This is a genomic window from Amycolatopsis sp. NBRC 101858 (genome assembly GCF_030269325.1).
Taxonomy (GTDB): Bacteria; Actinomycetota; Actinomycetes; order Mycobacteriales; family Pseudonocardiaceae; genus Amycolatopsis; species Amycolatopsis ponsaeliensis.
This window is the reverse complement of record NZ_BSTD01000005.1, coordinates 63,437-89,061: the sequence shown is the minus strand read 5'-3', so window position 1 is coordinate 89,061 and position 25,625 is coordinate 63,437. Positions and strand designations below refer to the sequence as shown.

Below are 25,625 nucleotides of genomic sequence, written 5' to 3'. Positions count from 1 at the left end.
AATCAGTCCGCGGAACCGTAGCGGGCGGTCAGGCTTGGGGGTCTTCCGACACGCTCAGGTGTTCGGCCACGCCGGTGAGCTCGATCACGCGGCTCACCGCGGGGCTCGGGACGACCTCGAGTTCGACGTCCTGCTCGCCGGCCTGGCGTTGTGCGCGGAGCACCACGTTCAGCGCGGAGGAATCGAAGAAGGTCACCCCGGTCAGATCGGCCACGACCCGCTGCGCTCGCTTGTCCGCGATCAGCCCCGCCAGGGCTTCCTGCAGCTGCGGACTGGTCAGCAGATCGAGCTCGCCGGTGACCACCACCCGGGGCTCCGTCGCGTCGGTGTCCAGCGTGATGCCGAACCCGGGCGGGGTGGCGTTCTGGTCGGCTGCGGGCATGCAGTTTCTCCTCGTCAGGCGCTGCTCCTGCGCCGGGTACGCGCCTGTTGTCTCAAGCGGCAACCGTGTCACCGTGCCTTTCCAGAAGCTCGCGGCGGCACGGTCAAGGCAACTCCGGGGCCAACCCTAACCCAGGAAGCGGCCGAGCCCGCCACGGCCGCCGCCCTTTCGCGCTGACTGCTCACGTGCGATCGAATCCTGCCTGGTCAGTGCGCACTCATCACCTTCCGGGCCGCCCTGCGCTGCCGCAGAAAGAGCTGTCGCCGCTCGATCTCCCCGAGGCCGCCCCAGATGCCGTAGGGCTCCTGTACCGTCATCGCGTGCGTGCGGCACTGGGCCAGGACCGGGCAGGTCTGGCAGATGGCCTTGGCCCGCGACTCGCGCCGCTCCCGCGCCGAACCCCGCTCGTTGTCCGTGTGGAAGAAGAGACTGCTGTCGGCGCCGCGGCAAGAACCGCGCAGCTGCCATTCCCACTCTTCAGCAACCACGTTGGGCAGTCGGCTGACGTCAGCCATGTCGTCCCTGCCTTTCCCAGGATGAGCATGTCGATCGCTACATGCCCGCCGGTGGAGCGGATCAAACCCGGGTTTGGTTTGCTCACCCCACGGGCATCTCGCGACCGGGCGTGAAGAGGACACCGCCGAACCCTGGAGCGCGAGCCGGAGAAAGGAACAAACGTGGAGGACAACGCCCCGCTCGTCCCGGAAGGCGCGCAGGTCATCGAGGTGCGGACGGCCGCGATCCCGCACGTCGTGCCGACGCTGCGCACGATCGTGGCGGACATCGCCATGCGCCAGGACTTCGACCTCGACGCCGTCGAGGACCTCCGGATGGCGGTGGACGAAGCGTGCTCGCTGCTCCTCCCCGCCAGCTCGGACGGCCGCCTCACCTGCGTCTTCTCGTGGAGCGGGCCGCGCATCGAGGTTTCGGTGTCGGTGCTTTCGGACACCCCCGACCACGAAGACGACTCCGGCCTGTCGTGGCAGCTGCTCACCGCGCTCGCGACGTCGGCCCAGCGCACCGTGACCCCCGAGGACGGGCGCTACCTGTCCCGGGTCGACCTCGTCCGGGAGAGCCAGGCGGCGGACTCGTGAGCGATCCCGCCGGGAACAGCGGGAGCGACCTCGACGTCGGCGCGCTGTTCACCCGCCTCGCCGCGCTGACGGCGGGCTCCGCGGAGTGGGAGCGCGTCCGCGACACCCTGGTGCGCGGCCACCTGGAGCTCGCGCGCAACCTGGCCCGGAAGTTCCGCAACCGCGACGAGGCGATGGAGGACCTGGTCCAGATCGCCACGGTCGGGCTCATCCACGCCGTCGACCGGTTCGACCCCGAGCAGGGGACGGACTTCCTGGCCTTCGCCGTCCCCACCATCTCCGGGGAGCTGCGGCACCACTTCCGGGACAACAGCTGGTCGGTGCGGGTGCCGCGGCGGCTCAAGGAGCTGAACGCGAACATCTCCGCCGCGCGCGAAGAGCTCACCGTGCAGCTCTCGCGCGCGCCGAAGCCCAGTGAGATCGCGTCCCGGCTCGGCGTGCCGATCGAGGACGTCTACGAGGGCCTTCGCGCTGGTCAAGGCCGTTACGGCGCGTCGCTGGACCACCTGCTGGAGAACGCGGCGCACACACGGTTCGGGGCGCCGGACGCCGAGCTGGGCCAGGCCGAGCTGCGCGAGGCGCTGCGCCCGATGCTGGACAGCCTGCCGGAGCGGGAGCGCAAGATCGTCGCGCTGCGGTTCGGCTCCGGGATGAGCCAGTCGGACATCGCGCGCCGCGTCGGGGTCTCCCAGATGCAGGTGTCGCGGTTGCTGGCCGCGACCTTGAAGAAGCTGCGTTCGGGCCTGGACGAATCCGAGCTCGCCGACGGCACCTGATTAGCCGCTGACGGCCTTGGGTACCTCGCGGACGGTACCGGAACTCACTGGGAGGAGGACCGATGACGACGAACATCCCGCAGCGCACCACCGTGCCGGTCGCGCCGCTGACGGTGCTGCTCCCGGACGACGTCACCGCCCCGGCTCGCGCGCGGCACGAGGTGCGCTCGATGCTGCTCGGCTTCGGCCTGGACGAAGCGCAGCTGGACGACGTCCTGCTGGCCGTGTCCGAGCTGGTCACGAACGCCTTCGAGCACGGTGAGAGCCCGCAGCGGCTCGAGCTCGCCTACTTCGAGGGACAGCTGACGCTGCAGGTGCACGACACCGGCCGCCGGCTGCCCCAGCTGCGGGCGCCGGCCCCGGCCGAGGCGCGCAGCCGCGGGCTGGTCCTGGTCCAGGCGCTGTCGGAAGACTGGGGCTTCGAGGTCTGCCCCGGCGGCAAGTTCGTCTGGGCCGTCTTCCGCATCCCCGGCGCTTGATCAGGGCTCCAGCAGCTCCCGCGCCGCGCCGGTCTCGCCGATCCGCTGCCGGAACGGCTTCCGCTCCAGCGCTTCGACAATCGCCGCCAGCACCCCGCGCAGCGGGTACGGCAGCTCCGCCTCCAGCGCTTCCGACGCCTCGGTCGTCGCCGTCCACTCCGCCTCGATCAGCGGCAGGAGTTCGCGCGTCTTCGCGGTGAGCGACACGATGCGCTGCCGGGCGTCCGCGCCCGGTTCGAGGCCGACGAGCCCGGCGCGGTTCATCTGCGCGACGGTCTGGCTGGCCGCCGAGTGCGTCACGCCCATCTCCGCGGCGAGGTCGCGGATGGCCAGCGGGCCGCGCGCGAGCAGTGCCCGCACGACCGGCGAGTACCGCGGGCGGTAGTCGTCGAGGCCGATGTCGGCGAGGAACTTCGCGACGTCGCCCTCGAGGATCTCGAGGACGTGCCGCATCCGGGTCCCGAGTCCGTCCGGACCCGACGTCATGGCCATGACGGCCGATCATAGGCGGGGCGGTGTGCTTGGATCGCGGCATGGAGAACCGGAAGATCACCCGGCTGGGCCGCGAGGTGTCCGTCGTCGGGCTCGGCTGCTGGCAGCTCGGCGCCGACTGGGGCGAGGTCGACGAGAACGACGCCCTGGCGGTGCTGCACGCGGCGGCCGACGCCGGCGTCACCTTCTTCGACACGGCCGACGTCTACGGCGACGGGCGCAGCGAGCGGCTGGTCGGCCGGTTCCTCGCCGAGCGCGGCGACGTCTTCGTGGCGACCAAGATGGGCCGCCGGGTCGAGCAGCTGCCGGAGAACTACGTCCGCGAGAACTTCCGCGAGTGGAACGACCGGTCGCGCCGCAACCTCGGCGTCGAGACGCTCGACCTGGTCCAGCTGCACTGCCCGCCGACCCCGGTGTACTCGTCCGACGCCGTGTACGACGCCCTGGACGAGATGGTGGCCGAGGGCCGAATCAAGGCGTACGGCGTGAGCGTCGAGACGGTCTCGGAAGCCCTGACCGCGTTGGCGCGGCCGCACGTGGCCTCCGTCCAGATCATCCTGAACTGCCTGCGGCTCAAGCCCCTGGAGCGCGTCCTGCCGGCGGCGGCGGAGGCGGGCGCGGGGATCATCGCGCGGGTGCCGCTGGCGTCCGGCCTGCTGTCCGGGCGCTACACGGCTTCGACGACGTTCGCGGAGAACGACCACCGGAACTTCAACCGCCACGGCGAGGCGTTCGACGTCGGCGAGACGTTCGCGGGTGTGCCGTTCGAGGCCGGCCTGGAGGCCGTCGAACGGCTGCGCGGGCTGGTGCCGGGGGGTCAGACGCTGGCGCAGTTCGCGCTGCGGTGGATCATCGACCAGCCCGGCGTGAGCACGGTGATCCCGGGCGCGCGCAACGCTTCGCAGGCCACGGCGAACACGGCGGCGGCCGCGCTCCCGCCGTTGTCCGAGGAAGCTCTGGCCGGTGTCCGCGAAACGTACGACGAGCTGATCCGGCCGCTGGTGCACGATCGCTGGTAGGCCCGGCATGATGGGCCGATGATGACGCCCGAAGAGCTCCTGACGACCACCAGGACCGTCCGCAAGCGGCTGGACTTCGACCGGCCGGTGCCGCTCGAACTGGTGAAACACTGCGTGCAGGTGGCCCTGCAGGCGCCGAGCGGTTCGAACACCCAGCGGTGGCAGTGGCTGGTCGTGACGGACGCGGACCAGCGGGCCGCGCTCGGGCGGATCTACAGCCGGGCGTGCCACGAGTACCTGGCGTCGCCGAACGCGGCGGGCAAGCAGTTCGCGGACGACCCTTCGCGGGCACCGGTGCAGAAGCGGGTCGGCGACAGCGTCGCGTACCTGGCCGACCGGATGGGCGACGTCCCGGTGCTGGTGGTGCCGTGCCTGGAGACGGCGTCCGCGGAGCTGCCGGCCGGCAACCAGGCGGGGATGTGGGCGTCCCTGCTGCCGGCGGTGTGGAGCTACATGCTGGCGGCGCGGTCGGTGACGCTGGGGACGGCGTGGACGACGCTGCACCTGAAGTACGAGCAGGAGGCGGCGGAGGTGCTGGAGCTGCCGAAGAACGTCCACCAGGCGGCGTTGATCCCGACGGCGTTCTACACGGGCGACACGTTCAAGCCGGCGGCCCGCCAGCCCCTCGACGACGTGCTGCACCTCGACCGCTGGTAGGCGCCGTGAAGGCCTCCTTGCCGGGGCATAGGGGACGTCGGCAAGGAGGCCGTCACGGCCTTTCGGCCGTCAGGGGGACCGTCAGCGCACCGTCAGGGTCAGCCGCTGGATGCCCCAGGCGTCGGCCTGGGAGCCGGGCAGCCAGACGTCGACGATGTCGTCCTTGATCCAGCTGCCGATGTCCGCCGCGTAGCACTCGCCGTAGCCCGGTACCGAGAACCTGGTGCCCCACGGGATGTTCCGGGCGTCGACCGCGCAGAAGCCCGGCCCCGCGCTGTAGCCCAGCGCCGTCTGCGCGACGTCGTTGTAGGACGTGACGCGGTAGTTGAGCGTGGTGCCGGCCGGGATGCGGTAGGTCGCGAGGTGGTTGCCGCTGTCGAGGCGGTACGCGGTGGAGATCTGGCCGAGCGAGCCGGGCGAGTTGTCCTCGGCCGTCATCGCGTAGAGCTGGTAGTTCGCGTTCTGGCAGGGGCTCGCGTCGGTGACGGTGAGCGTCGGCTGGCCCCAGTCGCTGATCCACTGCAGGGCTTGACCGTTGCGGAACGCGCGGTAGGCCTTCGCGCCGGAGACGCGGGCGAAGGTGAACGTGACCTTCCCGTCGGCACCCAGTCCGCCGGCGACCGAGCCGGGCGCGGGCAGGCGGTTGCCCACGTTCACGGCGCCGACGAGCGTGCCGGGACCGTGGCCGCCGGTGACCGGGCGGTCCGGGATGGTGCCGGTGTAGAAGTGCTGGCAGGCGGGCAGGGTGGCCGCGGACGCGGTGGCCGGCGCGACGAGCACGCTGCCGGCGGCGAAGGCCGCGAGCGCGAAGATCCTGGCGAAGCGCATGACGGAGAGACCTCCATGGTGGGGACCGGGGTGGAGGTGACGCAGGTGGGGAGGTGCGGGTTCGCCGCGAAAAAGACGTTAAGTGGCCTGGACCATGCAGTCAATAGGTCTAGACCTTTAAGTTTCCCGGCGCGTGCCGCGATGGCGGCTCAGCGGGCTTCGCTCGCGGATCACCGAACGCGTGCTGTTCGCCGTCGCCGGTACGTCGGCGCTGACCAAGACCGGCCGGCTGTACTCGGGCAGATCCACCGGTCGACGATCGAGCACCTCGCCCTGGAAGGCCAGGCGGTCGAGAAAGATGAACCACGCCGACCGGGTGGTCCGGTGCCGACTGCTCGATCGGGCCACGCCGGAGGAGCTCCCCGAGCGCGTCGGCTCGCGGAGCTGACGAGGACGCCGATCCGGACGCTGGGCACGGTGTGCGCGTTGAGCGGCCGAGGCACGGACGGCGAACCGGGTATGGGGGTCAACGTCGGCACCGCCGAGCCGCTGTGGGTGAAACGGCAGCGGCCTGGTCGGTCGGAGGCGTCGTCGAGGTCTTGTCGAGCAGGGAGGATGCCGAGACACCGGTGACCGCGCGGTCACCACGGCAACTCGCCATGGCCGTTTGGCCGGATCAGGTCCGGGGAGCCGCGGTGCGACAGCGGACCGGCTCCGCCGACTGCGGGACGATCCCGGCGGTGGAGATCATCGACGCCGGGGCCGGACCATCGGTGGCGACCTCGCCGAGCACGCTCCAGGTCCGCCGAACGGACTACCGGAAGCTCACCAGCAGGTCGGCGATCTCGGCCGGGTGACTCAACGGCGCGCAGTGCGGGCCGTCGACCTCGGCCGGCTCGATGCCCAGCCGTTCGCGCGCGACGCGACGCTGGAAGTCCGGTGTGAAGAACCGGTCGTCGCGGCACAGCACCACGCGGGTCGGGACGTCCGGGTGGGCCGGCAGCGGCCACGGCTCGTCCCACTCCTTGCTCACCTGCTCGCGGCCGTGCGCCATGCCCGCCTCGGCCAGTGGCAGCGGGACGCCGTTGAAGTACGTCTCGATGTCGCTCAGGCCCTTCGGCGCCTCGAAGCCCGTGTTGCCCCACCACTGCCCCGGCGGCTCCCCCGGCGCCGGGATCATCCCGGCCAGGTACACCAGCACCCGCGCCCGCACCTTCGCGGCGACCAGCGGTGCCGTGAACCCGCCGTACGAATGGCCGACGACGGCGACGTCCGAAGCGTCGCCCAGCGCGGCCAGCACCGTGTCGGTGAAGTCGGCCAGTCCGGCCGAGGAGTCCGTGATCGGCAGGTCGGGTGCGATCGCGTCGTGGCCGCGCGCGGCCAGCTCCGGCACCAGCCGGTGGAAGTCCCACCCGCTGCCGCCACCCCCGTGGATCAGCGCGAACGTCGTCATGCCGGCCAGCTCAGCAGCGCCGCAGCATGTCCGTCAAGGCGGTCTTCTCCCCGTCGGTGACGGTCAGCCCGTAGTAGTGCTTCACCACGATCCAGTCGGTCGCGTAGGTGCACCAGAACGCGACCAGCGGCGGCTTCCACTGGTCCGGGGCCTTGTCGCTCTTCTGCTGGTTCAGGTTGTCGGTGACGGCGAACAGCTGCGGCCGCGTGAGGTCGTTGGCGAACTGCTCGCGCTTCTCGGTCGTCCACGTCTTGGCGCCGCTGGCCCAGGCCTGCCCGAGCGGGACCATGTGGTCGATGTCGAGGTCGGTCGCCTTGGTCCAGGTCTCGTCGTCGTAGACGCTCTTCCACGTCCCGGACGTCGCCTTGCAGTCCTTGTCCGTCTTCACGTCCGTGCCGGCGCGCTTCAGCACGACTTCGCGGGTGTCACACCCTGACCCCTGGCTGTCCCAGTGCGGGAACTTCTCACGCGAGTAGCCGTCCATGGACGTCCGCGCCGCGACCTTCAGCTCGCCGAGCTGCTTCTGCGCGTCCGCCGCACTCACCGGAACCGGTGCCGGGGACGACGACGGCGGCGGGGTCGCCCCGGAGCTTCTGCTCGTCGCCCAGTACCCGAAGAGGGCAACCGCGAGGATCGCGACTACCAGCAGAGATCGCTGCGTCACGCTGAGCCGAAAGCCGCGGGCCGCCAAGATTTTCTCCTCTCGAATTCACCTGAGCGCGGCGTAGTCTCACCCCTGCCGGCCTGGGAAAACCGCGCCGACACGACGACCCGGCGCGAATGTGACCTCGCCCACCCACGGCGGAGGTGTCACACCGAGCCGATCATCTGCGACTACCGGAGCAGGACCCATCCGGAGGGAGCAGCCGATGCCCGGCCGGCTCAAGAAGTTCGACGAGTTCTTCCAGCGCAAAGCCGCCGAGGGCGGCAACGTCGTCGCCATGGCCCGCATGGGGTCGGCGATGCGCGAGCGCGGGGACCTCGCCGAGGCCGAGACGTGGTTCCGCCAGGCCGCCATGGGCGGCGACCGCGTCTCGATGACCTCGCTCGCCCACCTGCTGGCCGAACGCGGCGCGCACGACGAGGCCGAGCGCTGGTACCACGAGGCCGCCCTGGCCGGCGAGCCGCACGGGATGCTGAACCTCGCCAAGTCCTACGAGCGGCGCGGCAAGCGCGAAGACGCCCAGCACTGGTACGGCGAGGCGGCCCGCACCGGCGACCTGCCCTCGATCGCCGCGCTCGGGCACCTGCTGCGCGAGCAGGGCCGGGTCGAAGAGGCCGAGTCGTGGCTGCGGCAGGCCGCCGACGCCGGGTACACCACCGCGATGATCGACCTGGGCATCGTCCTCCGCGACCGCGGCCAGGCCGCCGAAGCCGCCCGCTGGTGGCGCTCGGCCGTGCTGGCCGGCGACCTCGCGGCCACCTGCCAGCTGGGCAGGCAGGCCGAACGGCTCGGCAGGCCCGGCGACGCGGAGTCGTGGTACCGCCAGGGCGCGACCGGCGGGCACGTCGAGGCGATCGTCCGGCTCGGGCTGCTGCTGCACCGCCGCGGTGACCTCGAAGAGGCCGAGAACTGGTACCTCGACGCCGCCGAGCGCGGCGACCCCGCGGCGATGACCAACCTCGGCGTGCTCGCCCGCAACCGCGGCGACGAGGGCGAGGCCGCCGCCTGGTACCGCAAGGCCGCCGAGCACGGCAGCGTCCCGGCCCTGACCAACCTCGGGCACCTCGCCGAGCACGGGGAGGACTTCGCCGAGGCCGAGCGGTGGTTCCGCCGCGCCGCCGAGACGGGCGACGTCCAGGGCATGCTCAGCCTGGCCCGGATGCTGCGGTCACGCGGGTCCGGCCATGAGGCGGAACAGTGGCTCGCCCGGGCGGAGCACGTCCAGGACGACCGCGAGCACCAGGTCTGAGCGGCCGATCCGACCCGGTTGGCGGAGCGGAGACCACGTTCGATCTATTGTGTGATCCAACTCACAGCTCTAGCCTGAATGGGCTCCCACCACCGAGCAGCAGCCCCCGAGGAAGTGCCGCGATGTCGTGGTCACCGAATCACCCGGACTCCGTCGACGCCCTTTTCGAGCGGCGCAAGGCGCCCGTGCTCGCCCTGGCCGACGACGCCAGGACCGTGGCCGAGGCGTGCCACGGCATGGCCCGCCGCTTCCACCGCGGCGGCAAGCTCGTGGTGTTCGGCAACGGCGGCCCCAGCACCGACGCCCAGCACGTCGCGGTCGAGTTCGTCCACCCGGTGATCGTCGGCAAGCGCGCGCTGCCGGCGCTCTCGCTGACCGCCGACGTCGCGACGGTCACCGGCGTCGCCAACCGCGTCGGACTGGACGACGTCTTCGCGCACCAGCTGCGGATCATCGGCGAACCCGCCGACATCGCGCTGGGCATCTCCACCGACGGCGACTGCGCGAACGTCCGCCGCGCCCTCGAGACGGCCCGTGACCTCGGCATGCTCACCGTCGCGCTGACCGGTGGTAACGGCGGCGCGATTGCCGCGACTACTGGGCTGAATCACGTCTTCACCGCCCGCTCGACCGACCCGCGGATCGTCAAGGAGGTCCACGTGACCACCTACCACGTGCTGTGGGAGCTGGTGCACGTCTTCTTCGAACAACCCGGCCTGCTGACCCCGGAGGTGGCGTCGTGAGCGCCCGTGACGCCGACAGAGACGTCGGCCCCGTCTGCCATGACGGGGTGTGCATCACCTGCTCCGACACCGCGGTCGAAGTGACCGTAGTCGAACTCCTGGACCTCGGGTTCGCCGTCGTGGATACCGGCTCGGGCCGGGAAGAGGTGAGCGTGGCGCTGGTCTCGGCCGGCGTCGGCGACCGAATCCTGGTGCACGCCGGGGAAGCCATCGCCCGTCTGGAGAATCCCTAGCCAAGGGAGTTGACGCGCCATGACGCGGGAGCACACCCCCGTGGGCGCGGACGGTCTCGAAGCGCTGTACCCGTTCCTCTACGCGGGTTCCGGCGATCTCGACGCCGTCCTCAGCCAGGTCGAACACTCCACTGTGGACAAGGTGCGCGAGATCGTCGCCCTCCGCGGCGACGTGCTCGCGGCCGACCGCGACCGGTTGTTCGCGTGCGCGCAGGACCTCGCGCGCGCGTTCCGCGGCGGCGGCAGGCTGCTCGCGTTCGGCAACGGCGGGAGCTCGACCGACGCACAGGACCTCGCCAGCCTGTTCCTCAGCCCGGCGGGCGACGCGAAGCCGTTGCCCGCCTTCGGGCTGACGAACGACATCGCCGTGGTGACCGCGCTGTCCAACGACGTCGGGTTCGACGTCGTGTTCGCCCGGCAGATCGGCGCCTTCGGGCGGGCCGGCGACATCGCGGTGGGCCTGTCCACCAGCGGGAGCTCCGCGAACCTGCTGCGCGCCTTCGACGAAGCCGCCCGGCGCGGCATGGTGACCGTCGGCATCGCCGGCTACGACGGGGGGAAGATGGCCGAGCTGGACAGCATCGACCACCTCTTCGTCGTCCCGTCACCTTCCGTGCACCGCATCCAGGAAGCCCAGACGACCCTCTACCACGCGCTGTGGGAGCTGACCCTCGGCGCGCTCGACGACCTCGCCAAGGGTGATCAGCCGTGACGCATGCCGCAGAGCAAACCGAAGAGCAGCCCATCCACATCCTCTGGATCAACGCCGGCCTCTCGTGCGACGGCGACTCCGTCGCACTGACCGCCGCCACGCAACCGAGCATCGAGGAAATCGTCCTCGGCGCCTTGCCCGGCCTGCCCAAGATCGCGGTCCACTGGCCGTTGATCGACTTCGAATGCGGCCCCGACAAGGGGGCCGACACGTTCATCGAGTGGTTCTACAAAGCGGACCGCGGTGAGCTGGAGCCGTTCGTGCTGGTCGTCGAGGGCTCGATCCCGAACGAGGCGATCAAGGACGAGGGCTACTGGTGCGGCTTCGGGAACAACCCCGAGACCGGCCAGCCGATGACGACCAGCGAGTGGCTGGACCGCCTGGCTCCCAAGGCACTGGCGGTCATGGCCGTCGGGACCTGCGCCACCTACGGCGGCATCCACGCGATGGAGGGCAACCCGACCGGCGCCATGGGCGTGCCCGACTACCTGGGCTGGAACTGGAAGTCCGGGGCCGGCATCCCGATCGTCTGCGTGCCCGGCTGCCCGACCCACCCGGACAACCTCTCGGAGACCATCGTCTACCTGCTCTACCAGGCCGCCGGGCAGGCGCCGATGATCCCGCTCGACGACCAGCTGCGGCCCCAGTGGCTCTTCGGCGCGACCGTGCACGAGGGCTGCGACCGCGGCGGCTACTACGAGCAGGGCCAGTTCGCCACCGAGTACGGCTCCCCGAAGTGCCTGGTGAAGCTGGGCTGCTGGGGTCCGGTCGTGAAGTGCAACGTGCCGAAGCGCGGCTGGATCAACGGCGTCGGCGGCTGCCCGAACGTCGGCGGCATCTGCATCGGCTGCACCATGCCGGGCTTCCCGGACAAGTTCATGCCGTTCATGGACGAGCCGCCGGGCGCGAACGTGTCCTCGTTCGCCAGCGGCGCGTACGGATCGGTGATCCGGCGCCTGCGGAAGATCACCGAACGCAAGGCGGACAAGGAGCCCAAGTGGCGGCACACCGGCAAGACGCTCGACACCGGCTACCAGTCCTCGTGGCGCTGAAAGGGGTCGGAAGATGACGGACAAGGGCGTCAGCACCAAGGGCCGGACCGACCTGGTCGAGATGGCGTGGGACCCGATCACCCGGATCGTCGGCAGCCTCGGCATCTACACGAAGATCGACTGGGCGGCCAAGCGCGTCGTCGAGTGCCACAGCACGTCGTCGGTCTTCCGCGGCTACAGCATCTTCATGAAGGGCAAGGACCCGCGCGACGCGCACTTCATCACCAGCCGGATCTGCGGGATCTGCGGCGACAACCACGCGACGTGCTCGGTGTACGCGCAGAACATGGCCTACGGCGTCCGCCCGCCGCACCTGGGCGAGTGGATCCTCAACCTCGGCGAGGCCGCCGAGTACATGTTCGACCACAACATCTTCCAGGAGAACCTGGTCGGGGTCGACTACTGCGAGAAGATGGTCGCCGAGACCAACCCCGGCGTCCTGGAGCTGGCCAACCGCACCGAGGCACCGCACGCGGGCGACCACGGCTACAAGACCATCGGCGACATCATGCGGTCGCTGAACCCACTGGAAGGCGAGTTCTACCGCGAGGCCCTGCAGGTTTCCCGCAGCACGCGTGAGATGTTCTGCCTGATGGAGGGCAGGCACGTCCATCCGTCCACTTTGTACCCGGGCGGCGTGGGCACGGTCGCCACCGTGCAGCTGTTCACCGACTACCTGACCCGGCTCATGCGCTACGTCGAGTTCATGAAGCGCTGCCTGCCGATGCACGACGACCTGTTCGACTTCTTCTACGAAGCCCTGCCCGGCTACGAAGAGGTCGGGCGGCGGCGCGTCCTGCTCGGCTGCTGGGGCAGCCTGAACAACCCGGAGTACTGCGACTTCAGCTACGAGAACATGGAGTCCTGGGGCCGGAAGATGTACGTGACACCCGGCGTGGTCGTCGACGGCAAGCTCGTCACCACCAGCTTGCTCGACATCAACCTCGGCATCCGGATCCTGCTCGGCAGCTCGTTCTACGAGGACTGGGCCGACCAGCCGATGTTCGTCACCCACGACCCGCTGGGCAACCCGGTCGACCAGCGCCACCCGTGGAACCAGCACACCATCCCGCGCCCGGCCAAGCGCGACTTCGACGGCAAGTACTCGTGGACGATGTCGCCGCGCTGGTTCGACGGCAAGGACCACCTCGCCCTCGACACCGGCGGCGGCCCGATCGCCCGGCTGTGGGTGACGGCGCTCGCCGGGCTCGTCGACACGCCGTACGTCAAGTCGACCGGGCACAGCGTGACGATCACCCTGCCGCGCACGGCGACGAAACCCGAGGTCGCCTTCGAGTGGAAGATCCCGCAGTGGAGCAACGCGCTCGAGCGCAACCGCGCCCGGACGTACTTCCAGGCGTACTCGGCGGCGATGGCCCTGCACTTCGCCGAGCAGGCACTGGGTGAGGTCCGCAAGGGCAACACCAAGACGTGGGAGCCGTTCAAGGTCCCCGACGAAGGGGTCAGCTGCGGGTTCACCGAGGCGGTCCGCGGGGTGCTCTCGCACCACATGGTGATCAAGGGCGGCAAGATCGCGAACTACCACCCGTACCCGCCGACGCCGTGGAACGGCAGCGTGCGCGACAGCTTCGGCACGCCGGGGCCGTACGAGGACGCCGTGCAGAACACGCCGATCTTCGAGGAGAACACGCAGGAGAACTTCAAGGGCATCGACATCATGCGCGCGGTCCGCAGCTTCGACCCGTGCCTGCCCTGCGGCGTCCACATGTACACCGGCAAGGGCAAGGTGATCGAACGGCTGCACACCCCGCACGCGTTCGGCGGGGAGCTCGGCTGATGACGGAGGTCGACCGGGTCGGCGAGCGCATCGAGCAGCTGCTGGGCGAGTTCTCCGGCCCGGACGCCGAGCTCGCCGAGGATCTCGTCCACACGCTGCTCGAGTTCTACGGCGCCGGCCTGGCCCGGATCGTCGAGGTCGTCGATCGTCCCCTGCTGGACCGGCTCGCGGAGGACGACCACATCCGCGGCCTGCTCGTCCTGCACGACCTGCACCCCCGGTCGACCCACGAGCGGGTCACCGAGGCGCTCGACAAGGTCCGGCCGTACCTCGGTTCGCACGCCGGCGACGTCGAGCTCGTCGGGATCGACGACGGTGTCCTGCGGCTGCGGCTGCAGGGCACCTGCGACGGCTGCCCGTCGTCGACGGTCACCGCGAAGTACGCCATCGAGCGCGTGGTCCGGGAAGCGGCGCCGGAGATCGCCGACGTCGTCGTCGAAGGGGTCGTGCCCGAGGAGACCGGACCGGGCGGACGCCCGCTGCTGCCGCTGGTCCCGTGTCCCGTGGAGGTCCCGTGACGGGCGGCCTGCGCAGGTTCCGCACGCCCGCCCCGCGCGCCGCGCCGGGCGAGAAGTGCGAGATGTGCGCGGAACCGATCGGCGCCGAGCACGGCCACGTCATCGACCTCGAGTCCCGGACGATCCTGTGCACCTGCCGGGGCTGCTACCTGCTCTTCACCCACCGCGGGTCGGGCGGGAAGCGGCACCGCGCGGTGCCGGACCGGTTCCGGCACGCACCGCGGTTCGGGCCGGGGACGGCGCTGTGGGAGACGGCGGGCATCCCGGTGAAGACGGCGTTCCTGTTCCGCAACTCGGTGCAGGACCGCCCGGTCGCGTTCTACCCGAGCCCGGCCGGGGCGACCGAGTCGCTGCTGCCGCTCGGAACCTGGGACGAGCTGCTGGCGGGCACGCCGGCGTTCGCCGACATCGCCGACGACGTCGAAGCCCTGCTGCTGAACCAGCTCGACCTGGGTTTCGAGTGCTTCCTGGTGCCGATCGACGTCTGCTACGAGCTGGTCGGGCTCGTCCGGACGACGTGGCGCGGCTTCGACGGCGGCACCGAAGCGCACGAGGCCATCGGCGGGTTCTTCGCTCGCCTGCGGGAGCGCAGCGAGGTCGTGACCGATGGCTGAGCTGACCTTCGACTGCATCGACGTCCGGCCGCTGAAGTACGCCGCGTCCCCGACGCTGGCGTTCAAGCTGCGGATCTCCGAGCTGACCGGGCAGCCCGTCCACGCGATGGTGCTGCGCGTCCAGATCCGCATCGAGCCGCAGCGGCGCCGGTACGCCGACGACGAGTCGGAGCTGCTCACCCACCTCTTCGGCGAACGATCCCGGTGGGGCGAGACGCTGAAGCCGTTCCAGTTCACGACGGTCTCGGTGGCCGTGCCGGGGTTCACCGGCGCCACCGAGATCGACGCCGAGGTGCCGTGCACCTACGACCTCGAAGTCGCGGCGGGCAAGTACTTCCACGCGCTGTCCGAGGGTGTCGTGCCGATGGTGCTGCTGTTCAGCGGGACCGTGTTCGGCAAGGGCGGGCCGGGGTTCTGGGTCGAGCAGGTGCCGTGGCACACCCAGGCCGAGTGCCGGATGCCGGTGGCCGTCTGGGACGAGCTGATGTCCCGCTACTTCCCGAACGTCGCGTGGATCAAGCTGCCGCGGGAGACGGTGGACGCGCTGCTCAAGTACAAGGCGCAGCACGCGATCCCGACCTGGGAAGCCGCGATCGAGCAGCTGCTGGCCGGTGGGCCGTGAACGTTCTCGACCAGGCCCGCGCCATCGGCGACGCCGTCCTCTACGAGGGTTATCTGCTCTACCCGTACCGCGCTTCGGCCGGGAAGAACAAGGTGCGCTGGCAGTGGGGGGTGCTGGTGCCGCCGTCGTACGCGTCGGCCGAGATCGGCGAGCACGCGTCGGCGCGGGCCGAATGCCTGCTGGAACCGCTGGAACGCACGATCCTGCACGTCAAGGTGCGGTTCCTGCAGACGCGGACGCGGCTCACGTGGGACGAGGCCATCGAGCACGAGATCGACTTCGAGCTGCCGCTTTCCGAACTCCCGGCCGAGACGCCGTTCTCCGTGCCCGGCGCAGAAGGGGCCCACCCGCTGTCCGGCGTCCTCACCGCGCGCGTCGACCCGCTCGACGGGCCGTTCGGCGGCGCCCGGCTGCGGCTCGACCTGCACAACACGACGTCGTGGCCCTCCGACGGCGTCCGCGAGCACGCTCTCCGGCATTCGCTGCTGGCCGCGCACCTCGTGCTCAGCGTCGACACCGGGCACTTCCTGTCCATGCTGGACCCGCCGGAGTGGGCCAAGCCGGCCGTGGACGCCTGCCGGCAGGAACGGCTCTGGCCGGTCCTGATCGGCGACACCTCCCGCAGCACGGTCATGCTCGCGTCGCCGATCATCCTCTACGACAACCCGTCGATCGCCGAGGAAAGCCCCGGGGACCTCTTCGACGGCACCGAGATCGACGAAATCCTCACCCTGCGCACGATGACGCTGACCGACGAGGAGAAGCGCGAGGCCCGGGCCACCGACCCGCGCGCGGCGGCCATCGTCGACCGCGTCGACTCGATGCCGCCCGAACTGCTGGAGCGGCTGCACGGCGCCGTTCGGTCCCTCCGGCCGGTCGAGCCTTCGGTGACCGTCGCCGGGGTGCGCGTCGCCGCGGGGTCGCAGGTGCGGCTGCGGCCGAACCTGCGCGGGGCCGACGCGCAGGACATGTTCCTCACCGGCAAGACCGCGACCGTGCGCGTCATCCTGTCCGATGTGGACGGTGCGACGCACGTCGCCGTGACGCTCGACGACGACCCCGGCGCCGACCTGCAGCACGCCCACGGCCGGTACCGGTACTTCTCCCCCGACGAAATCGAACCCTTGGAGGTCGCGGAATGAGGCCACGAGTCCTGGTCGCGGGCATCGGCAACATCTTCCTGAGCGACGACGGTTTCGGCGTGGAGGTCATCAAGGAGCTGGAGGGCACCGACCTGCCGCCCTGGGTGCAGATCGCCGACTACGGCATCGCCGGCATGCACCTCGCCTACGACCTGCTGGGCGGCTACGACACGACGATCCTGCTCGACGCGACCCCGCACGGCCGGCCACCCGGCACGCTCTCGCTCATCGAGGCCGACACCGAGGACCTGACGAGCGCGTCGATCGACGCGCACGGCATGCAGCCCGAGGCCGTCTTCCGGCTGTTGCGGCTGCTCGGCGGCGACGCCGGGCGGGTGCTGATCGTCGGGTGCGAGCCGGCCTGCCTCGACGAGGGGATGGGCCTGTCCCCGCAGGTCACAGCGGCCATTCCGGCCGCGGTCCGCGCCGTCACCGAACTCGCGTGGGGCACCAGCCCCGAGCTGCCGGTCAAGGAAAAGACGGAGGTCTGAGCCATGTGCCTCGGCATCCCGGGCGAGATCATCGAGATCAGCGAGGAGCGGCCGGACCTCGCGAAGGTCTCGGTCAGCGGCGTCAAGCGGCTCATCAACATCGGCCTGCTCGACGACGACCCGCCGAAGCCCGGCGAGTGGATCCTCATCCACGTCGGCTTCGCACTGTCCAAAATAGACGAGGCGGAAGCGGCGGCCGCGCTGGACTTCCTCGAAAGCATCGGCAAGGCCTACGAAGACGAAATGGCCGCGTTGCTCGAGTCTCAGATCGAATAGGAGTGACCATGCGTTTCGTCGACGAGTTCCGCGACGCGGAGAAGGCGCGGGCGCTGTCCGCGAAGATCACGTCGCTGTGCGAGCCGGGCCGCCACTACAAGTTCATGGAGGTCTGCGGCGGGCACACGCACACCATCTACAAGCACGGCCTCGAGGACTACCTGCCCGAGAGCATCACGCTGGTGCACGGGCCGGGCTGCCCGGTGTGCGTCATCCCGATGGGCCGCATCGACGACGCCATCCACATCGCCCGGCAGCCCGGCGTGCTCATGACGTCGTTCGGCGACATGATGCGCGTGCCCGGCTCCGGCGGAAACTTCTTCGACTCCAACGCCGAAGGCACGAACATCCGGATGGTCTATTCGCCGCTCGACTCGCTGAAGATCGCGCGGCAGAACCCGGACCTGCGCGTGGTGTTCATGGCCATCGGGTTCGAGACGACCACACCGTCCACCGCGATGACGCTGCTGCGCGCGGCTTCCGAAGGCATCGAGAACTTCTCGGTGTTCGGCAACCACGTCACGATCATCCCGGCGATCAAGGCCATCCTCGACTCCCCCGACCTGCGGCTCGACGGCTTCATCGGCCCGGGGCACGTCTCCACGGTGATCGGCTGCCGGCCGTACGAGTTCATCGCCCGCGACTACGGCAAGCCCGTGGTCGTCGCCGGGTTCGAGCCGCTCGACATCCTGCAGTCGATCTACCTGCTGATGCTCCAGCTGTCCTCGGGCCGGTCCGAGGTCGAGAACCAGTACTCCCGGGTCGTGCCGTGGAACGGGAACATGGTCGCGCTGAAGGCCATCAACGAGGTCATGGAGTTGCGGCCGTACTTCGAGTGGCGCGGCCTCGGGTTCATCACGCACTCGGCGATGGCGATCCGCGAGAAGTACGCGAAGTTCGACGCCGAGCGCATCTTCGAGATCCCCGGCCTGCGCGTCGCCGACCCGAAGGCGTGCCAGTGCGGTGAGGTGCTCAAGGGCGTGCTGAAACCGTGGGAGTGCAAGGTGTTCGGCACCGCGTGCACCCCGGAGACGCCGATCGGGACGTGCATGGTCTCGCCCGAAGGCGCCTGCGCGGCGTACTACAACTTCGGCCGGTTCAGCCGCCAGCGCGTCCGGGAGGCGAGCCGCGCATGACGACCACCGAGCGCGAGCAGCAGGTCCTCGACCGCATCGAGCGGGCGCGGCGCCGGCGCGCGAAGGTGCGTGAAGAGCGCATCACGCTGTCGCACGGCGCGGGCGGCAAGTCGACGCACACGCTGATCGAGGCCGTGTTCCTCGACGCGTTCCGCAACCCGCTGCTGGAACCCCTGGAGGACTCGGCGTCGCTCACCATCGGCGACGCCCGGCTGGCGCTGACCACGGATTCCTACGTCGTCTCGCCGCTGTTCTTCCCCGGCGGGAACATCGGCGACCTGGCGGTCAACGGCACGGTGAACGACCTCGCCGTGTCCGGCGCGCGGCCGCTGTACCTGACCGCCGGGTTCATCCTCGAAGAAGGCTTCCCCGTCGAAGACCTGCTGAAGATCGTCGACTCGATGAAGACGGCCGCGCTCGCGGCCGGCGTCCAGATCGTCACGGGCGACACGAAAGTCGTCCAGCGCGGCAAGGCCGACGGCGTGTACGTCAACACGGCCGGGGTCGGGGTGCTCACCCGCACGGGCCTCGGCGTGGCCGCCGTGAAGCCCGGAGACGCCGTCCTCGTCTCCGGGCCGATCGGTGACCACGGCGTCACGATCATGCTGGCCCGCGGTGAGCTCGACATCGACGCCGACCTCGAGTCCGACACCGCGCCGGTGCACGAGCTGGTGGCCGGGCTGCTGGCCGCGGTGCCCGGCGTGCGCGCGATGCGGGACGCGACCCGCGGCGGCGTCGCGACGATCCTCAACGAGATCGCGAAGGCCGCGGAGGTCGCCGTGGTCGTCGACGAGAAGGCCGTCCCGGTGCGCGAGGAGGTCCGCGGCGCGTCGGAGCTGCTGGGCATCGACCCGCTGTACGTCGCGTGCGAAGGCCGGATCGTGGTCGTCGTCGACGGCTCGCAGGCTTCGGACGCGCTGGCCGCGTTGCGCGCGCACCCGCTCGGCGCGGACGCAGCGGTGATCGGCCGGATCGCCGACGACCCGCCCGGGATCGTGCTGCTGAACACCGCGTTCGGCGGCACCCGGATCGTGGACCTGCTGGTCGGGGACCCGCTGCCGAGGATCTGCTGAATGCACGAAATGGCGGTCACGCAGTCGGTCGTCGACGCGATCGTCGCCAAGCTGGGCGACGCGACGGTGACGAGCGTCCGGCTGGAGATCGGGAGGCTGTCCGGCGTGGTGCCGGACAGCGTCCGGTTCTGCTTCGACGTCCTCTGCACCGGGACCTCGCTGGAAGGCGCCCGGCTGGACATCGCGGAGCCGTCCGGGCGGGCACGCTGCCGCGACTGCGGCGACGAGTTCACCCTCGACGACTTCATCCTGCTGTGCCCCTGCGGCAGCGCCGACGTCGCGGTGCTCGCGGGGCGCGAACTGCGCATCACCTCGGTGGAGGTCGGACATGTGTGACACCTGCGGCTGCTCGGACGGCGACGTCCGGATCACCGACCACACGCACACGGTGGTCATGGAGCAGGACATCCTGGCGAAGAACGACGAACTCGCGTCGCACAACCGCGCGCACCTCCGCGACTCGGACGTCTTCGCCCTGAATGTGATGAGCTCACCCGGCGCGGGGAAGACGACCCTGCTGGAGCGGACGATCCGCGTCCTGGACACGCCGTGCGCGGTGATCGAGGGCGACCAGGAGACGCTGCTCGACGCCGAGCGCATCAAGGCCACCGGCGCACCGGTCGTGCAGATCAACACCGGCGCCGGCTGTCACCTGGACGCGTCCATGCTGCACCGGGCGCTGCACTCTCTCTCGCCGGTCCCGGGCTCGACGTTGTTCGTCGAGAACGTCGGCAACCTGGTCTGCCCGGCGTTGTTCGACCTCGGCGAGGCGGCGCGGGTGGTGATCCTGTCGGTGACCGAGGGGCCCGGGAAGCCGTTGAAGTACCCGCACATGTTCGCCGCGACGGACCTCGTGCTGCTGAACAAGGTCGACCTGCTGCCGTACGTCGACTTCGACGTCGCCGAGTTCGAGCGGGACTTCCGCCGCGTGAACCCGTCGGCGGCCATGCTCCAGGTCAGCGCGACGCGCGGCGACGGCCTCACCGAGTGGTACGACTGGCTACGGCGACCTGCCCGAAGCTGATCCCGCCGTCGTTGGTCGGCACGTTCCGGTGGGTCAGGACGCGGAAGCCGTCCTGCTCCAGGGCGTCGACGGTCCGGTCGAGCAGCAGGACGTTCTGGAACACGCCGCCCGACAGCGCCACGGTGTCGCTGTGGTCCCTCAGCCGGTCGCAGGTCCTGGCGATCGCGTCGGCGACTCCGTTGTGGAATCGCGCGGCTCTCTTTTCTGCGGTGCTCGGATCGTCCAGGAGGGCGGCGATGAGGTCTTCGCCGTGGACGACGTCGTCGATGCGGGCCCGGTAGGCGGTCGTTTCGGTGGGGTCGGCCAGCTGCTCCAGCTCGATCGCGGCCTGGCCCTCGTAGGTGATGGTGTCCCGGACGCCGAGCACTGCGGCGGCGGCGTCGAAAAGGCGACCCGCGCTGGACGTCAGGGGTGAGTTGAGACCGCTGCGCTTGAGCTTGACGATGTCTTCGCGCGCCGGCCGCCCGAGTTCGTCCACATAGGACGCGGCCATCCGCCAGGGCTGCTTGATGGCCATGACCCCGCCGGGCATGCGGACGGCTTTGAGATGGCTGAGCCGCCGGTAGCCCGTCAGGTCGGCGAGGAGGAACTCACCGCCCCAGACGGTGCCGTCGGGGCCGAAGCCGGTGCCGTCGAAGGCGACGCCGAGGACCGGGTCCTGGTGGTCGTTGTCGGCCAGGCACGCGGCGATGTGGGCGTGGTGGTGCTGCACGCCGAGCAGGTCGACGTCCAGGTCGAGCGCGTATTTCGTGGACAGGTACTCGGGGTGCAGATCGTGCGCGACGAGCACCGGGTCGACGTCGAAGAGGTGCTTGAAGTGCTCGATGCCCTCGGTGAACGCCTTGAGCGTCTCGTAGTTCTCGAGGTCGCCGATGTGGTGCGAGACGAACGCGTGGCGGCCCTTGGCGAGGCAGAAGGTGTTCTTGAGTTCGGCGCCGCAGCCGAGGAGGTGCTGTCTTGCCGGTCTGGGGAGTGTCACGGGCTCGGGTGCGTAGCCGCGGGAACGCCGTTGGAGCTGGGGTTTCGTCCCGACGATGCGCACGACGGAGTCGTCGGTCCGGACGTGGATCGGCCGGTCGTGGGTGAGGTGGGCGTCGGCGATGTCCTTGAGGCGGCCGAGGTCTTCGTCGCGGTGGACGATGGGCTCGTCGGAGACGTTGGCGCTGGTCAGCACGATCGGGCCGGTGTGTTCCAGCAGCAGGTGGTGCACCGGGGTGTAGGGCAGCATGAGCCCGATCCGCCGGTTCCCGGGCGCGACGGCGTCCGCGAGGTCGATTTTCTTGGGCAGCAGCACGATGGGCCGTCGCCGGCTGCTCAGCGCTTCTTCGGCCGCTTCGCTGACTTCGGCGAGCTCCCGGGCTTGCCGGAGGTCGGCGACCATGACGGCGAAGGGCTTGTCCTCACGGTGCTTCCTGGTCCGCAGGCTTTTCGCGGCTTCTTCGTGCCGCGCACCGACGGCGAGGTGATAGCCACCGAGTCCCTTGATGGCGACGATTTTCCCCTCGCGCAGTGCCGCGACGGTCGCTTGGATCGGCTCCCCACCACCGGGCTCGAAGCGGAGCGTGGGCCCGCAGGCGGGACAGCAGACGGGCTGGGCGTGGAACCGCCGGTCGCCCGGGTCTTCGTACTCCCGCTTGCACTCGCCGCACATCGCGAAGCCGGCCATGGTGGTGAGCGGCCGGTCGTAGGGCACGCCCCGGACGATGGTGAACCGCGGCCCGCAGTTGGTGCAGTTGACGAAGGGGTACCGGAACCGCCGGTCAGCGGGGTCGCGCAGCTCGCGCAGGCAGTCGTCACAGGTGGCGGAATCGGCGGAGATCAGCGTGTCGGCAACACCACCGACCGGACTGGCGACGATGACGAACCCGGCGTCCCCGACCGGGGGAATCTCGCGGACGTCCACGTGCCCGACAACCGCCAGCGGCGGCACTTCGGTCTGCAGGGCACCGACAAAGGCTTCCACCTGCGCTGGCGTGCCTTCAGCCTCGACGAAGACGCCGTGGACATCGTTCCCGACAAAGCCGCAGACCCCGAACCGGCGCGCGAGCTGGTGGACGAAGGGCCGAAACCCGACGCCCTGGACGACTCCGGTGACCCTGACCGCCACCCGCACCCGGTCAGTCTGCGCCCTTGGTCCGCCAACGTCGAGGACTCCCGGACCGTCCCGTGAACGCCACCCTTTCCGGTGACCCTGCGGTGGAGACCCCCGTTTTTGTCAGCCCTCGGCCCTACTGTCGTACACGTGTTCGATTGCAGCGGCTACCGCGGCGACAGCGTCGTCAAGAGGCAGGTGTTCCCAGATGCGCACAACGCGCCATCCCGCTTGCACCAGGGCTTCGTTGGCGACCTCATCGCGCTCGACGTTCCGGCGCAGCTTGGGTGTCCAGTACCACTCGTTCGACGTCGGCTGCCTGCCATGTTGAGGGCAGACGTGCCAGAAGCATCCATCCACGAAGACGGCGACCTTCTTGGCCGTGAAGACAACGTCAGGCCGGACTCGCACGCCGTCCGGCAGGTCGAGTCGGAAGTCCTTGCGATAGCGGTAACCGAGCCGATGCAGAGCGCTACGCAATGCCACTTCCGGCTTCGTGTCAGCCCGCCGATTTGCTCGCATGTTCCGCGAGCGTCCCTCGCTCGAAGGTGCCGGGTAAAGGCCCTTCGCATGCGCACGCTCCCGGGCATCTCCGCTGCCACGTGACGACACGCTCACCACTCACACGACCCAATCAAGCCGAGCCACCAGTCCGTGAGGGAAGATACCGGACGAGGACTGCGCGCGAGCTCGCTCCACCTGGAAGGCACCACACATGAAGTACAACGTCATCGAGATCTGCGCCGGAGCTGGCGGCCAGGCTCTCGGGCTTCATCGCGCTGGCTTCAAACACAAACTGGCCATTGAGCTCGACGCAACGGCCGCCAAGACGCTCGAGACGAACTTCAGCACGAAGCTCGAGATCGACGCCAAAGTCGCGGTCGGCGACGTTGCGGATCCCAGCGTGTGGGAACCACGGCACTACGCTGGCGAGGTCGATCTCTTGGCGGGCGGCGTTCCGTGCCCGCCTTTCACCATCGCAGGCAAGCAACTCGGAGCCAACGACGAGCGAGACCTCTTCGCCTGGGCGATCAAGCAAGTCGAGGTCATCAAACCGCGAGCGGTCCTCCTGGAGAACGTCCGAGGGCTGAGCCTGCCAAGGTTTGCCGGCTACCGGCAGCATGTTCTGGACGAGCTGGCCGAGTATGGCTACGTCGGGGAGTGGCGCCTGCTTCAGGCGTCCGACTTCGGGGTTCCTCAACTGCGCCCACGCTTTGTCCTGGTTGCTCTCAGGCCAGAGGATGCTGCCTACTTCCGCTGGCCGCAGCCGCAAGAGGACGCGCCGACCGTCGGTACGACGCTGCGTGACCTCATGGCTTCCAGGAAATGGAAGTACGCAGACGAGTGGGCAGCTGCAGCCAACAAGATCGCCCCCACCATCGTGGGGGGATCAAAGAAGCACGGCGGTGCCGACCTTGGTCCCACGCGAGCGAAGCGCGCGTGGGCGCAGCTGGGAGTGGACGCTCTGGGGGTGGCCAACGAACCCCCGGGCGTCGACGACGAGTTCGACGTCGGCCCAAAGCTGACCACGGAGATGGTTGCCCTCATCCAAGGCTTCCCCGGCGAGGGAGAATGGGATTTCGAAGGAAAGAAGACTTCCCGCTACCGGCAGATCGGTAACGCCTTCCCGCCGCCCGTGGCGGAGGCCGTGGGAAGATCCATCTACGCCGCCCTCGAACACGACGGCACTCCAGAAGCACGCGAAACTGTCGAGCACGACCCCGTGTACAAGGCCTTGAAGAACGCCAACGGGTCGATTCGCGCAGATCGAATTTTGAACGCCAAGGGCGAACCTCTCGATCTCGGCGAGGTCGAGAAGCGGATCACAATGCTCAGTGCGGACTTCGAAATCAAGATTGAAGTCAAGAACAACATACCCCGGTACGAGCTCGGCGAATTCAAAGCTTTCACCGGCCAAGACGACCATGGCCGTCACGAAGTGTTCCTCAAAAACCGCGCCAGAATCAGCTGATCACCACCGGTGGTCTGGATTCAGCACTTCGTCCAGGCCACCGGAAGCATCAATCAATCCCTCCCCGTTTCTGGATAGCTACAGGCTTTCGGGGAACGACGGGGGCGGCAACGATCGGATCGGATTCCTTCGCGCAACGCCAACGTTTTCCACTGATCTCAGCAGCAGGCTGGACGCCTGACTCCGCGGGCACTACGCGCGTAACGACGAACTGACCCTTCTTGGGCTGAGGCAAACCGAGGGCAGCTATAACCGCGGGATCGTTGTCCTGATGCCCGAGCACAAGCAAACCCTCGTCTCGGAGCGCATCGCGAGCCCCACCATTGCTCCGCATTCGCTTCAGCGGATCATCAAGGCCCCAGCCAACTGTCTCAACCGTCGCTCGCGTAATCACCTTGTCGTGCCACTCCCGGCACAACTGGAACAACCGCGCTTGCCCGTGACGGTCACCCCGCTGGGCCCGCGCGTTCATTATCCTCTCGCGCTTGCCCGGCTCCATGTGAAGCAGAACGTTCGACGGCAGGCGATCCGCCTCCTTCCACAACCACCGGACCTTTTCCCGGCCCAGCTGATTCAATGTCCTCTTGGCATCTCTATTCATGCCAGCCCGAAGCCTATCTTGGGTCATTCGAACCAAACCCGCGCGCCACTCACCCTTGAGGTCGTCGGCCCAGAGGACCAGGCATATCTTTCCGACGAGCTCGGGGCCAACCTCCCAGCCTCCAACTCGCTGGGAGAATTTGCAGTCAACCTCGACTCCAGCGATCTTGTAATCAGTCGCATCCCCGTCATCGAAGTCGAACTCGCGATGAAGATTGATCTCAACCAGCGTGCCCATGTGAATTTTTTCGGTCTTGCGCAGGTCACGGTAGTCCCACCTCCCGCTGCGTCGGCCGTCGAGGAGCTGATCGTAGGTGTCCCGCAGGACCGCACCGACTCGCGCGCCCGCCGGATCGAGCCGGACCAGATGATCTTCCACTGTGTCCAGCTCGTCATCTTCACCCCTGGCCGGAGGTCCGGCGATCAGAAGAAGGCCATCGCCGCCCTCGTCACTCATGACCAGCACCCTTTCCTTTGCGACCAGCGCTAATCAT

32 protein-coding genes are annotated in these 25,625 nt (G+C 69.3%); 22 read left to right on the top strand and 10 right to left on the bottom strand.

Going from position 1 to position 25,625, the window contains the following annotated elements; translation table 11 throughout:
* Nucleotides 1-28: 28 nt before the first annotated feature.
* Nucleotides 29-382 carry an STAS domain-containing protein gene (locus QSK39_RS34330; RefSeq protein ID WP_086862300.1) on the bottom strand — a complete coding sequence of 118 codons (354 nt, stop codon included), beginning with the start codon at nt 380-382 and terminating at the stop codon, nt 29-31.
* Between the two features lie 206 nt (nt 383-588).
* Nucleotides 589-897, bottom strand: a complete 309-nt coding sequence (locus QSK39_RS34325; RefSeq protein ID WP_284744532.1) for a WhiB family transcriptional regulator — start codon at nt 895-897, stop codon at nt 589-591.
* 162 nt (nt 898-1,059) lie between these two features.
* Between QSK39_RS34325 and QSK39_RS34320 the strand changes: the two genes are divergently transcribed.
* The 3 genes from QSK39_RS34320 (at nt 1,060) to QSK39_RS34310 (ending at nt 2,731) form a co-directional block, all read left to right on the top strand.
* The gene (locus QSK39_RS34320) at nt 1,060-1,476 is read left to right on the top strand and encodes an ATP-binding protein (RefSeq protein WP_155548577.1); all 417 of its coding nucleotides are present in this window, start codon (nt 1,060-1,062) and stop codon (nt 1,474-1,476) included.
* Nucleotides 1,473-2,252, top strand: a complete 780-nt coding sequence (locus QSK39_RS34315) for a SigB/SigF/SigG family RNA polymerase sigma factor (RefSeq protein ID WP_285482032.1) — start codon at nt 1,473-1,475, stop codon at nt 2,250-2,252. Before QSK39_RS34320 ends, QSK39_RS34315 begins: the two co-directional genes overlap by 4 nt.
* A gap of 62 nt (nt 2,253-2,314) precedes the next feature.
* Entirely contained in the window at nt 2,315-2,731 is a 417-nt protein-coding gene (locus tag QSK39_RS34310; protein ID WP_285482031.1) for an ATP-binding protein, read from the top strand.
* On the opposite strand, the gene QSK39_RS34305 is transcribed toward QSK39_RS34310, so the two are convergent.
* The gene (locus QSK39_RS34305) at nt 2,732-3,217 is read right to left on the bottom strand and encodes a MarR family winged helix-turn-helix transcriptional regulator (RefSeq protein ID WP_502873346.1); all 486 of its coding nucleotides are present in this window, start codon (nt 3,215-3,217) and stop codon (nt 2,732-2,734) included. It abuts the gene before it with no gap.
* A gap of 47 nt (nt 3,218-3,264) precedes the next feature.
* Between QSK39_RS34305 and QSK39_RS34300 the strand changes: the two genes are divergently transcribed.
* Nucleotides 3,265-4,242: an aldo/keto reductase gene (locus tag QSK39_RS34300; RefSeq protein ID WP_285482029.1), complete on the top strand. Its 978-nt coding sequence runs from the start codon at nt 3,265-3,267 to the stop codon at nt 4,240-4,242.
* Between the two features lie 18 nt (nt 4,243-4,260).
* The gene (locus QSK39_RS34295) at nt 4,261-4,899 is read left to right on the top strand and encodes a nitroreductase family protein (protein WP_284744527.1); all 639 of its coding nucleotides are present in this window, start codon (nt 4,261-4,263) and stop codon (nt 4,897-4,899) included.
* A gap of 81 nt (nt 4,900-4,980) precedes the next feature.
* Here the strand turns inward: QSK39_RS34295 and QSK39_RS34290 are convergent, their stop codons facing one another.
* From QSK39_RS34290 to QSK39_RS34275, 4 genes are all read right to left on the bottom strand, one after another.
* The gene (locus QSK39_RS34290) at nt 4,981-5,727 is read right to left on the bottom strand and encodes a 3D domain-containing protein (protein WP_285482028.1); all 747 of its coding nucleotides are present in this window, start codon (nt 5,725-5,727) and stop codon (nt 4,981-4,983) included.
* Between the two features lie 117 nt (nt 5,728-5,844).
* Complete coding sequence (locus tag QSK39_RS34285; RefSeq protein ID WP_285482027.1) at nt 5,845-6,075, bottom strand: hypothetical protein; 231 nt, start codon at nt 6,073-6,075, stop codon at nt 5,845-5,847.
* Nucleotides 6,076-6,481: 406 nt separating this feature from the next.
* Nucleotides 6,482-7,120: an alpha/beta fold hydrolase gene (locus tag QSK39_RS34280; protein ID WP_285482026.1), complete on the bottom strand. Its 639-nt coding sequence runs from the start codon at nt 7,118-7,120 to the stop codon at nt 6,482-6,484.
* Between the two features lie 10 nt (nt 7,121-7,130).
* Nucleotides 7,131-7,811: an HNH endonuclease family protein gene (locus QSK39_RS34275; protein WP_285482025.1), complete on the bottom strand. Its 681-nt coding sequence runs from the start codon at nt 7,809-7,811 to the stop codon at nt 7,131-7,133.
* A gap of 178 nt (nt 7,812-7,989) precedes the next feature.
* Between QSK39_RS34275 and QSK39_RS34270 the strand changes: the two genes are divergently transcribed.
* The 16 genes from QSK39_RS34270 (at nt 7,990) to hypB (ending at nt 20,467) form a co-directional block, all read left to right on the top strand.
* The gene (locus QSK39_RS34270; protein WP_285482024.1) at nt 7,990-9,033 is read left to right on the top strand and encodes a tetratricopeptide repeat protein; all 1,044 of its coding nucleotides are present in this window, start codon (nt 7,990-7,992) and stop codon (nt 9,031-9,033) included.
* Nucleotides 9,034-9,155: 122 nt separating this feature from the next.
* Nucleotides 9,156-9,776, top strand: coding sequence for a D-sedoheptulose-7-phosphate isomerase (locus tag QSK39_RS34265; protein ID WP_285482023.1), 621 nt, complete (start codon nt 9,156-9,158; stop codon nt 9,774-9,776).
* The gene (locus QSK39_RS34260) at nt 9,773-10,009 is read left to right on the top strand and encodes a HypC/HybG/HupF family hydrogenase formation chaperone (RefSeq protein ID WP_285482022.1); all 237 of its coding nucleotides are present in this window, start codon (nt 9,773-9,775) and stop codon (nt 10,007-10,009) included. The genes QSK39_RS34265 and QSK39_RS34260 overlap by 4 nt, the downstream gene beginning before the upstream one ends.
* Nucleotides 10,010-10,028: 19 nt before the next feature.
* Nucleotides 10,029-10,721 (top strand): D-sedoheptulose-7-phosphate isomerase, encoded by a 693-nt coding sequence (locus QSK39_RS34255; protein ID WP_285482021.1) that lies wholly within the window; start codon nt 10,029-10,031, stop codon nt 10,719-10,721.
* Nucleotides 10,718-11,773, top strand: coding sequence for an NADH-quinone oxidoreductase subunit B family protein (locus tag QSK39_RS34250; protein ID WP_285482020.1), 1,056 nt, complete (start codon nt 10,718-10,720; stop codon nt 11,771-11,773). Before QSK39_RS34255 ends, QSK39_RS34250 begins: the two co-directional genes overlap by 4 nt.
* 13 nt (nt 11,774-11,786) lie before the next feature.
* Nucleotides 11,787-13,571, top strand: a complete 1,785-nt coding sequence (locus tag QSK39_RS34245; RefSeq protein WP_285482019.1) for a nickel-dependent hydrogenase large subunit — start codon at nt 11,787-11,789, stop codon at nt 13,569-13,571.
* Nucleotides 13,571-14,089, top strand: a complete 519-nt coding sequence (locus tag QSK39_RS34240; protein ID WP_285482018.1) for a NifU family protein — start codon at nt 13,571-13,573, stop codon at nt 14,087-14,089. Before QSK39_RS34245 ends, QSK39_RS34240 begins: the two co-directional genes overlap by 1 nt.
* Nucleotides 14,086-14,703 carry a DUF5947 family protein gene (locus QSK39_RS34235; protein WP_285482017.1) on the top strand — a complete coding sequence of 206 codons (618 nt, stop codon included), beginning with the start codon at nt 14,086-14,088 and terminating at the stop codon, nt 14,701-14,703. Before QSK39_RS34240 ends, QSK39_RS34235 begins: the two co-directional genes overlap by 4 nt.
* A complete protein-coding gene (locus QSK39_RS34230) occupies nt 14,696-15,325 on the top strand; it encodes a DUF6084 family protein (protein ID WP_285482016.1) in 630 nt (209 codons plus the stop codon). The genes QSK39_RS34235 and QSK39_RS34230 overlap by 8 nt, the downstream gene beginning before the upstream one ends.
* A complete protein-coding gene (locus QSK39_RS34225) occupies nt 15,322-16,467 on the top strand; it encodes a hypothetical protein (protein WP_285482015.1) in 1,146 nt (381 codons plus the stop codon). The genes QSK39_RS34230 and QSK39_RS34225 overlap by 4 nt, the downstream gene beginning before the upstream one ends.
* Complete coding sequence (locus QSK39_RS34220) at nt 16,464-16,958, top strand: hydrogenase maturation protease (protein ID WP_285482014.1); 495 nt, start codon at nt 16,464-16,466, stop codon at nt 16,956-16,958. The genes QSK39_RS34225 and QSK39_RS34220 overlap by 4 nt, the downstream gene beginning before the upstream one ends.
* Nucleotides 16,959-16,961: 3 nt before the next feature.
* Entirely contained in the window at nt 16,962-17,234 is a 273-nt protein-coding gene (locus tag QSK39_RS34215; protein WP_285482013.1) for a HypC/HybG/HupF family hydrogenase formation chaperone, read from the top strand.
* Between the two features lie 8 nt (nt 17,235-17,242).
* Entirely contained in the window at nt 17,243-18,370 is a 1,128-nt protein-coding gene (gene hypD, locus QSK39_RS34210; protein WP_285482012.1) for a hydrogenase formation protein HypD, read from the top strand.
* Nucleotides 18,367-19,443, top strand: coding sequence for a hydrogenase expression/formation protein HypE (gene hypE / locus QSK39_RS34205; RefSeq protein WP_285482011.1), 1,077 nt, complete (start codon nt 18,367-18,369; stop codon nt 19,441-19,443). The genes hypD and hypE overlap by 4 nt, the downstream gene beginning before the upstream one ends.
* Nucleotides 19,444-19,779 carry a hydrogenase maturation nickel metallochaperone HypA/HybF gene (locus QSK39_RS34200; RefSeq protein WP_285482010.1) on the top strand — a complete coding sequence of 112 codons (336 nt, stop codon included), beginning with the start codon at nt 19,444-19,446 and terminating at the stop codon, nt 19,777-19,779.
* Entirely contained in the window at nt 19,772-20,467 is a 696-nt protein-coding gene (gene hypB / locus QSK39_RS34195) for a hydrogenase nickel incorporation protein HypB (RefSeq protein WP_285482009.1), read from the top strand. Before QSK39_RS34200 ends, hypB begins: the two co-directional genes overlap by 8 nt.
* On the opposite strand, the gene hypF is transcribed toward hypB, so the two are convergent.
* The gene (gene hypF / locus QSK39_RS34190) at nt 20,424-22,580 is read right to left on the bottom strand and encodes a carbamoyltransferase HypF (protein WP_285482008.1); all 2,157 of its coding nucleotides are present in this window, start codon (nt 22,578-22,580) and stop codon (nt 20,424-20,426) included. The two genes, hypB and hypF, sit on opposite strands and share 44 nt — an antisense overlap.
* A 102-nt stretch (nt 22,581-22,682) precedes the next feature.
* Nucleotides 22,683-23,171: a very short patch repair endonuclease gene (locus QSK39_RS34185; protein WP_285482834.1), complete on the bottom strand. Its 489-nt coding sequence runs from the start codon at nt 23,169-23,171 to the stop codon at nt 22,683-22,685.
* A gap of 103 nt (nt 23,172-23,274) precedes the next feature.
* Here QSK39_RS34185 and QSK39_RS34180 point away from each other — a divergent pair, with 103 nt between their 5' ends.
* Nucleotides 23,275-24,531, top strand: a complete 1,257-nt coding sequence (locus tag QSK39_RS34180; RefSeq protein WP_285482007.1) for a DNA cytosine methyltransferase — start codon at nt 23,275-23,277, stop codon at nt 24,529-24,531.
* A gap of 49 nt (nt 24,532-24,580) precedes the next feature.
* On the opposite strand, the gene QSK39_RS34175 is transcribed toward QSK39_RS34180, so the two are convergent.
* Nucleotides 24,581-25,588, bottom strand: coding sequence for a NaeI family type II restriction endonuclease (locus QSK39_RS34175; RefSeq protein ID WP_285482006.1), 1,008 nt, complete (start codon nt 25,586-25,588; stop codon nt 24,581-24,583).
* Between the last annotated feature and the right edge of the window lie 37 nt (nt 25,589-25,625).

Bases quoted from the DNA above. Each gene is read 5' to 3' on its own strand.
- QSK39_RS34230 (WP_285482016.1), top strand. From the start codon at position 14,696: ATGGCTGAGCTGACCTTCGACTGCATCGACGTCCGGCCGCTGAAGTAC.
- QSK39_RS34175 (WP_285482006.1), bottom strand. From the start codon at position 25,588: ATGAGTGACGAGGGCGGCGATGGCCTTCTTCTGATCGCCGGACCTCCG.
- hypE (WP_285482011.1), top strand. From the start codon at position 18,367: ATGACGACCACCGAGCGCGAGCAGCAGGTCCTCGACCGCATCGAGCGG.
- QSK39_RS34290 (WP_285482028.1), bottom strand. From the start codon at position 5,727: ATGCGCTTCGCCAGGATCTTCGCGCTCGCGGCCTTCGCCGCCGGCAGC.
- QSK39_RS34240 (WP_285482018.1), top strand. From the start codon at position 13,571: ATGACGGAGGTCGACCGGGTCGGCGAGCGCATCGAGCAGCTGCTGGGC.
- QSK39_RS34310 (WP_285482031.1), top strand. From the start codon at position 2,315: ATGACGACGAACATCCCGCAGCGCACCACCGTGCCGGTCGCGCCGCTG.
- QSK39_RS34200 (WP_285482010.1), top strand. From the start codon at position 19,444: ATGCACGAAATGGCGGTCACGCAGTCGGTCGTCGACGCGATCGTCGCC.
- QSK39_RS34280 (WP_285482026.1), bottom strand. From the start codon at position 7,120: ATGACGACGTTCGCGCTGATCCACGGGGGTGGCGGCAGCGGGTGGGAC.
- QSK39_RS34295 (WP_284744527.1), top strand. From the start codon at position 4,261: ATGATGACGCCCGAAGAGCTCCTGACGACCACCAGGACCGTCCGCAAG.
- QSK39_RS34255 (WP_285482021.1), top strand. From the start codon at position 10,029: ATGACGCGGGAGCACACCCCCGTGGGCGCGGACGGTCTCGAAGCGCTG.
- QSK39_RS34180 (WP_285482007.1), top strand. From the start codon at position 23,275: ATGAAGTACAACGTCATCGAGATCTGCGCCGGAGCTGGCGGCCAGGCT.
- QSK39_RS34330 (WP_086862300.1), bottom strand. From the start codon at position 382: ATGCCCGCAGCCGACCAGAACGCCACCCCGCCCGGGTTCGGCATCACG.
- QSK39_RS34305 (WP_502873346.1), bottom strand. From the start codon at position 3,217: ATGACGTCGGGTCCGGACGGACTCGGGACCCGGATGCGGCACGTCCTC.
- QSK39_RS34300 (WP_285482029.1), top strand. From the start codon at position 3,265: ATGGAGAACCGGAAGATCACCCGGCTGGGCCGCGAGGTGTCCGTCGTC.
- QSK39_RS34245 (WP_285482019.1), top strand. From the start codon at position 11,787: ATGACGGACAAGGGCGTCAGCACCAAGGGCCGGACCGACCTGGTCGAG.
- QSK39_RS34215 (WP_285482013.1), top strand. From the start codon at position 16,962: ATGTGCCTCGGCATCCCGGGCGAGATCATCGAGATCAGCGAGGAGCGG.
- QSK39_RS34325 (WP_284744532.1), bottom strand. From the start codon at position 897: ATGGCTGACGTCAGCCGACTGCCCAACGTGGTTGCTGAAGAGTGGGAA.
- QSK39_RS34265 (WP_285482023.1), top strand. From the start codon at position 9,156: ATGTCGTGGTCACCGAATCACCCGGACTCCGTCGACGCCCTTTTCGAG.
- QSK39_RS34220 (WP_285482014.1), top strand. From the start codon at position 16,464: ATGAGGCCACGAGTCCTGGTCGCGGGCATCGGCAACATCTTCCTGAGC.
- QSK39_RS34270 (WP_285482024.1), top strand. From the start codon at position 7,990: ATGCCCGGCCGGCTCAAGAAGTTCGACGAGTTCTTCCAGCGCAAAGCC.
- hypD (WP_285482012.1), top strand. From the start codon at position 17,243: ATGCGTTTCGTCGACGAGTTCCGCGACGCGGAGAAGGCGCGGGCGCTG.
- hypB (WP_285482009.1), top strand. From the start codon at position 19,772: ATGTGTGACACCTGCGGCTGCTCGGACGGCGACGTCCGGATCACCGAC.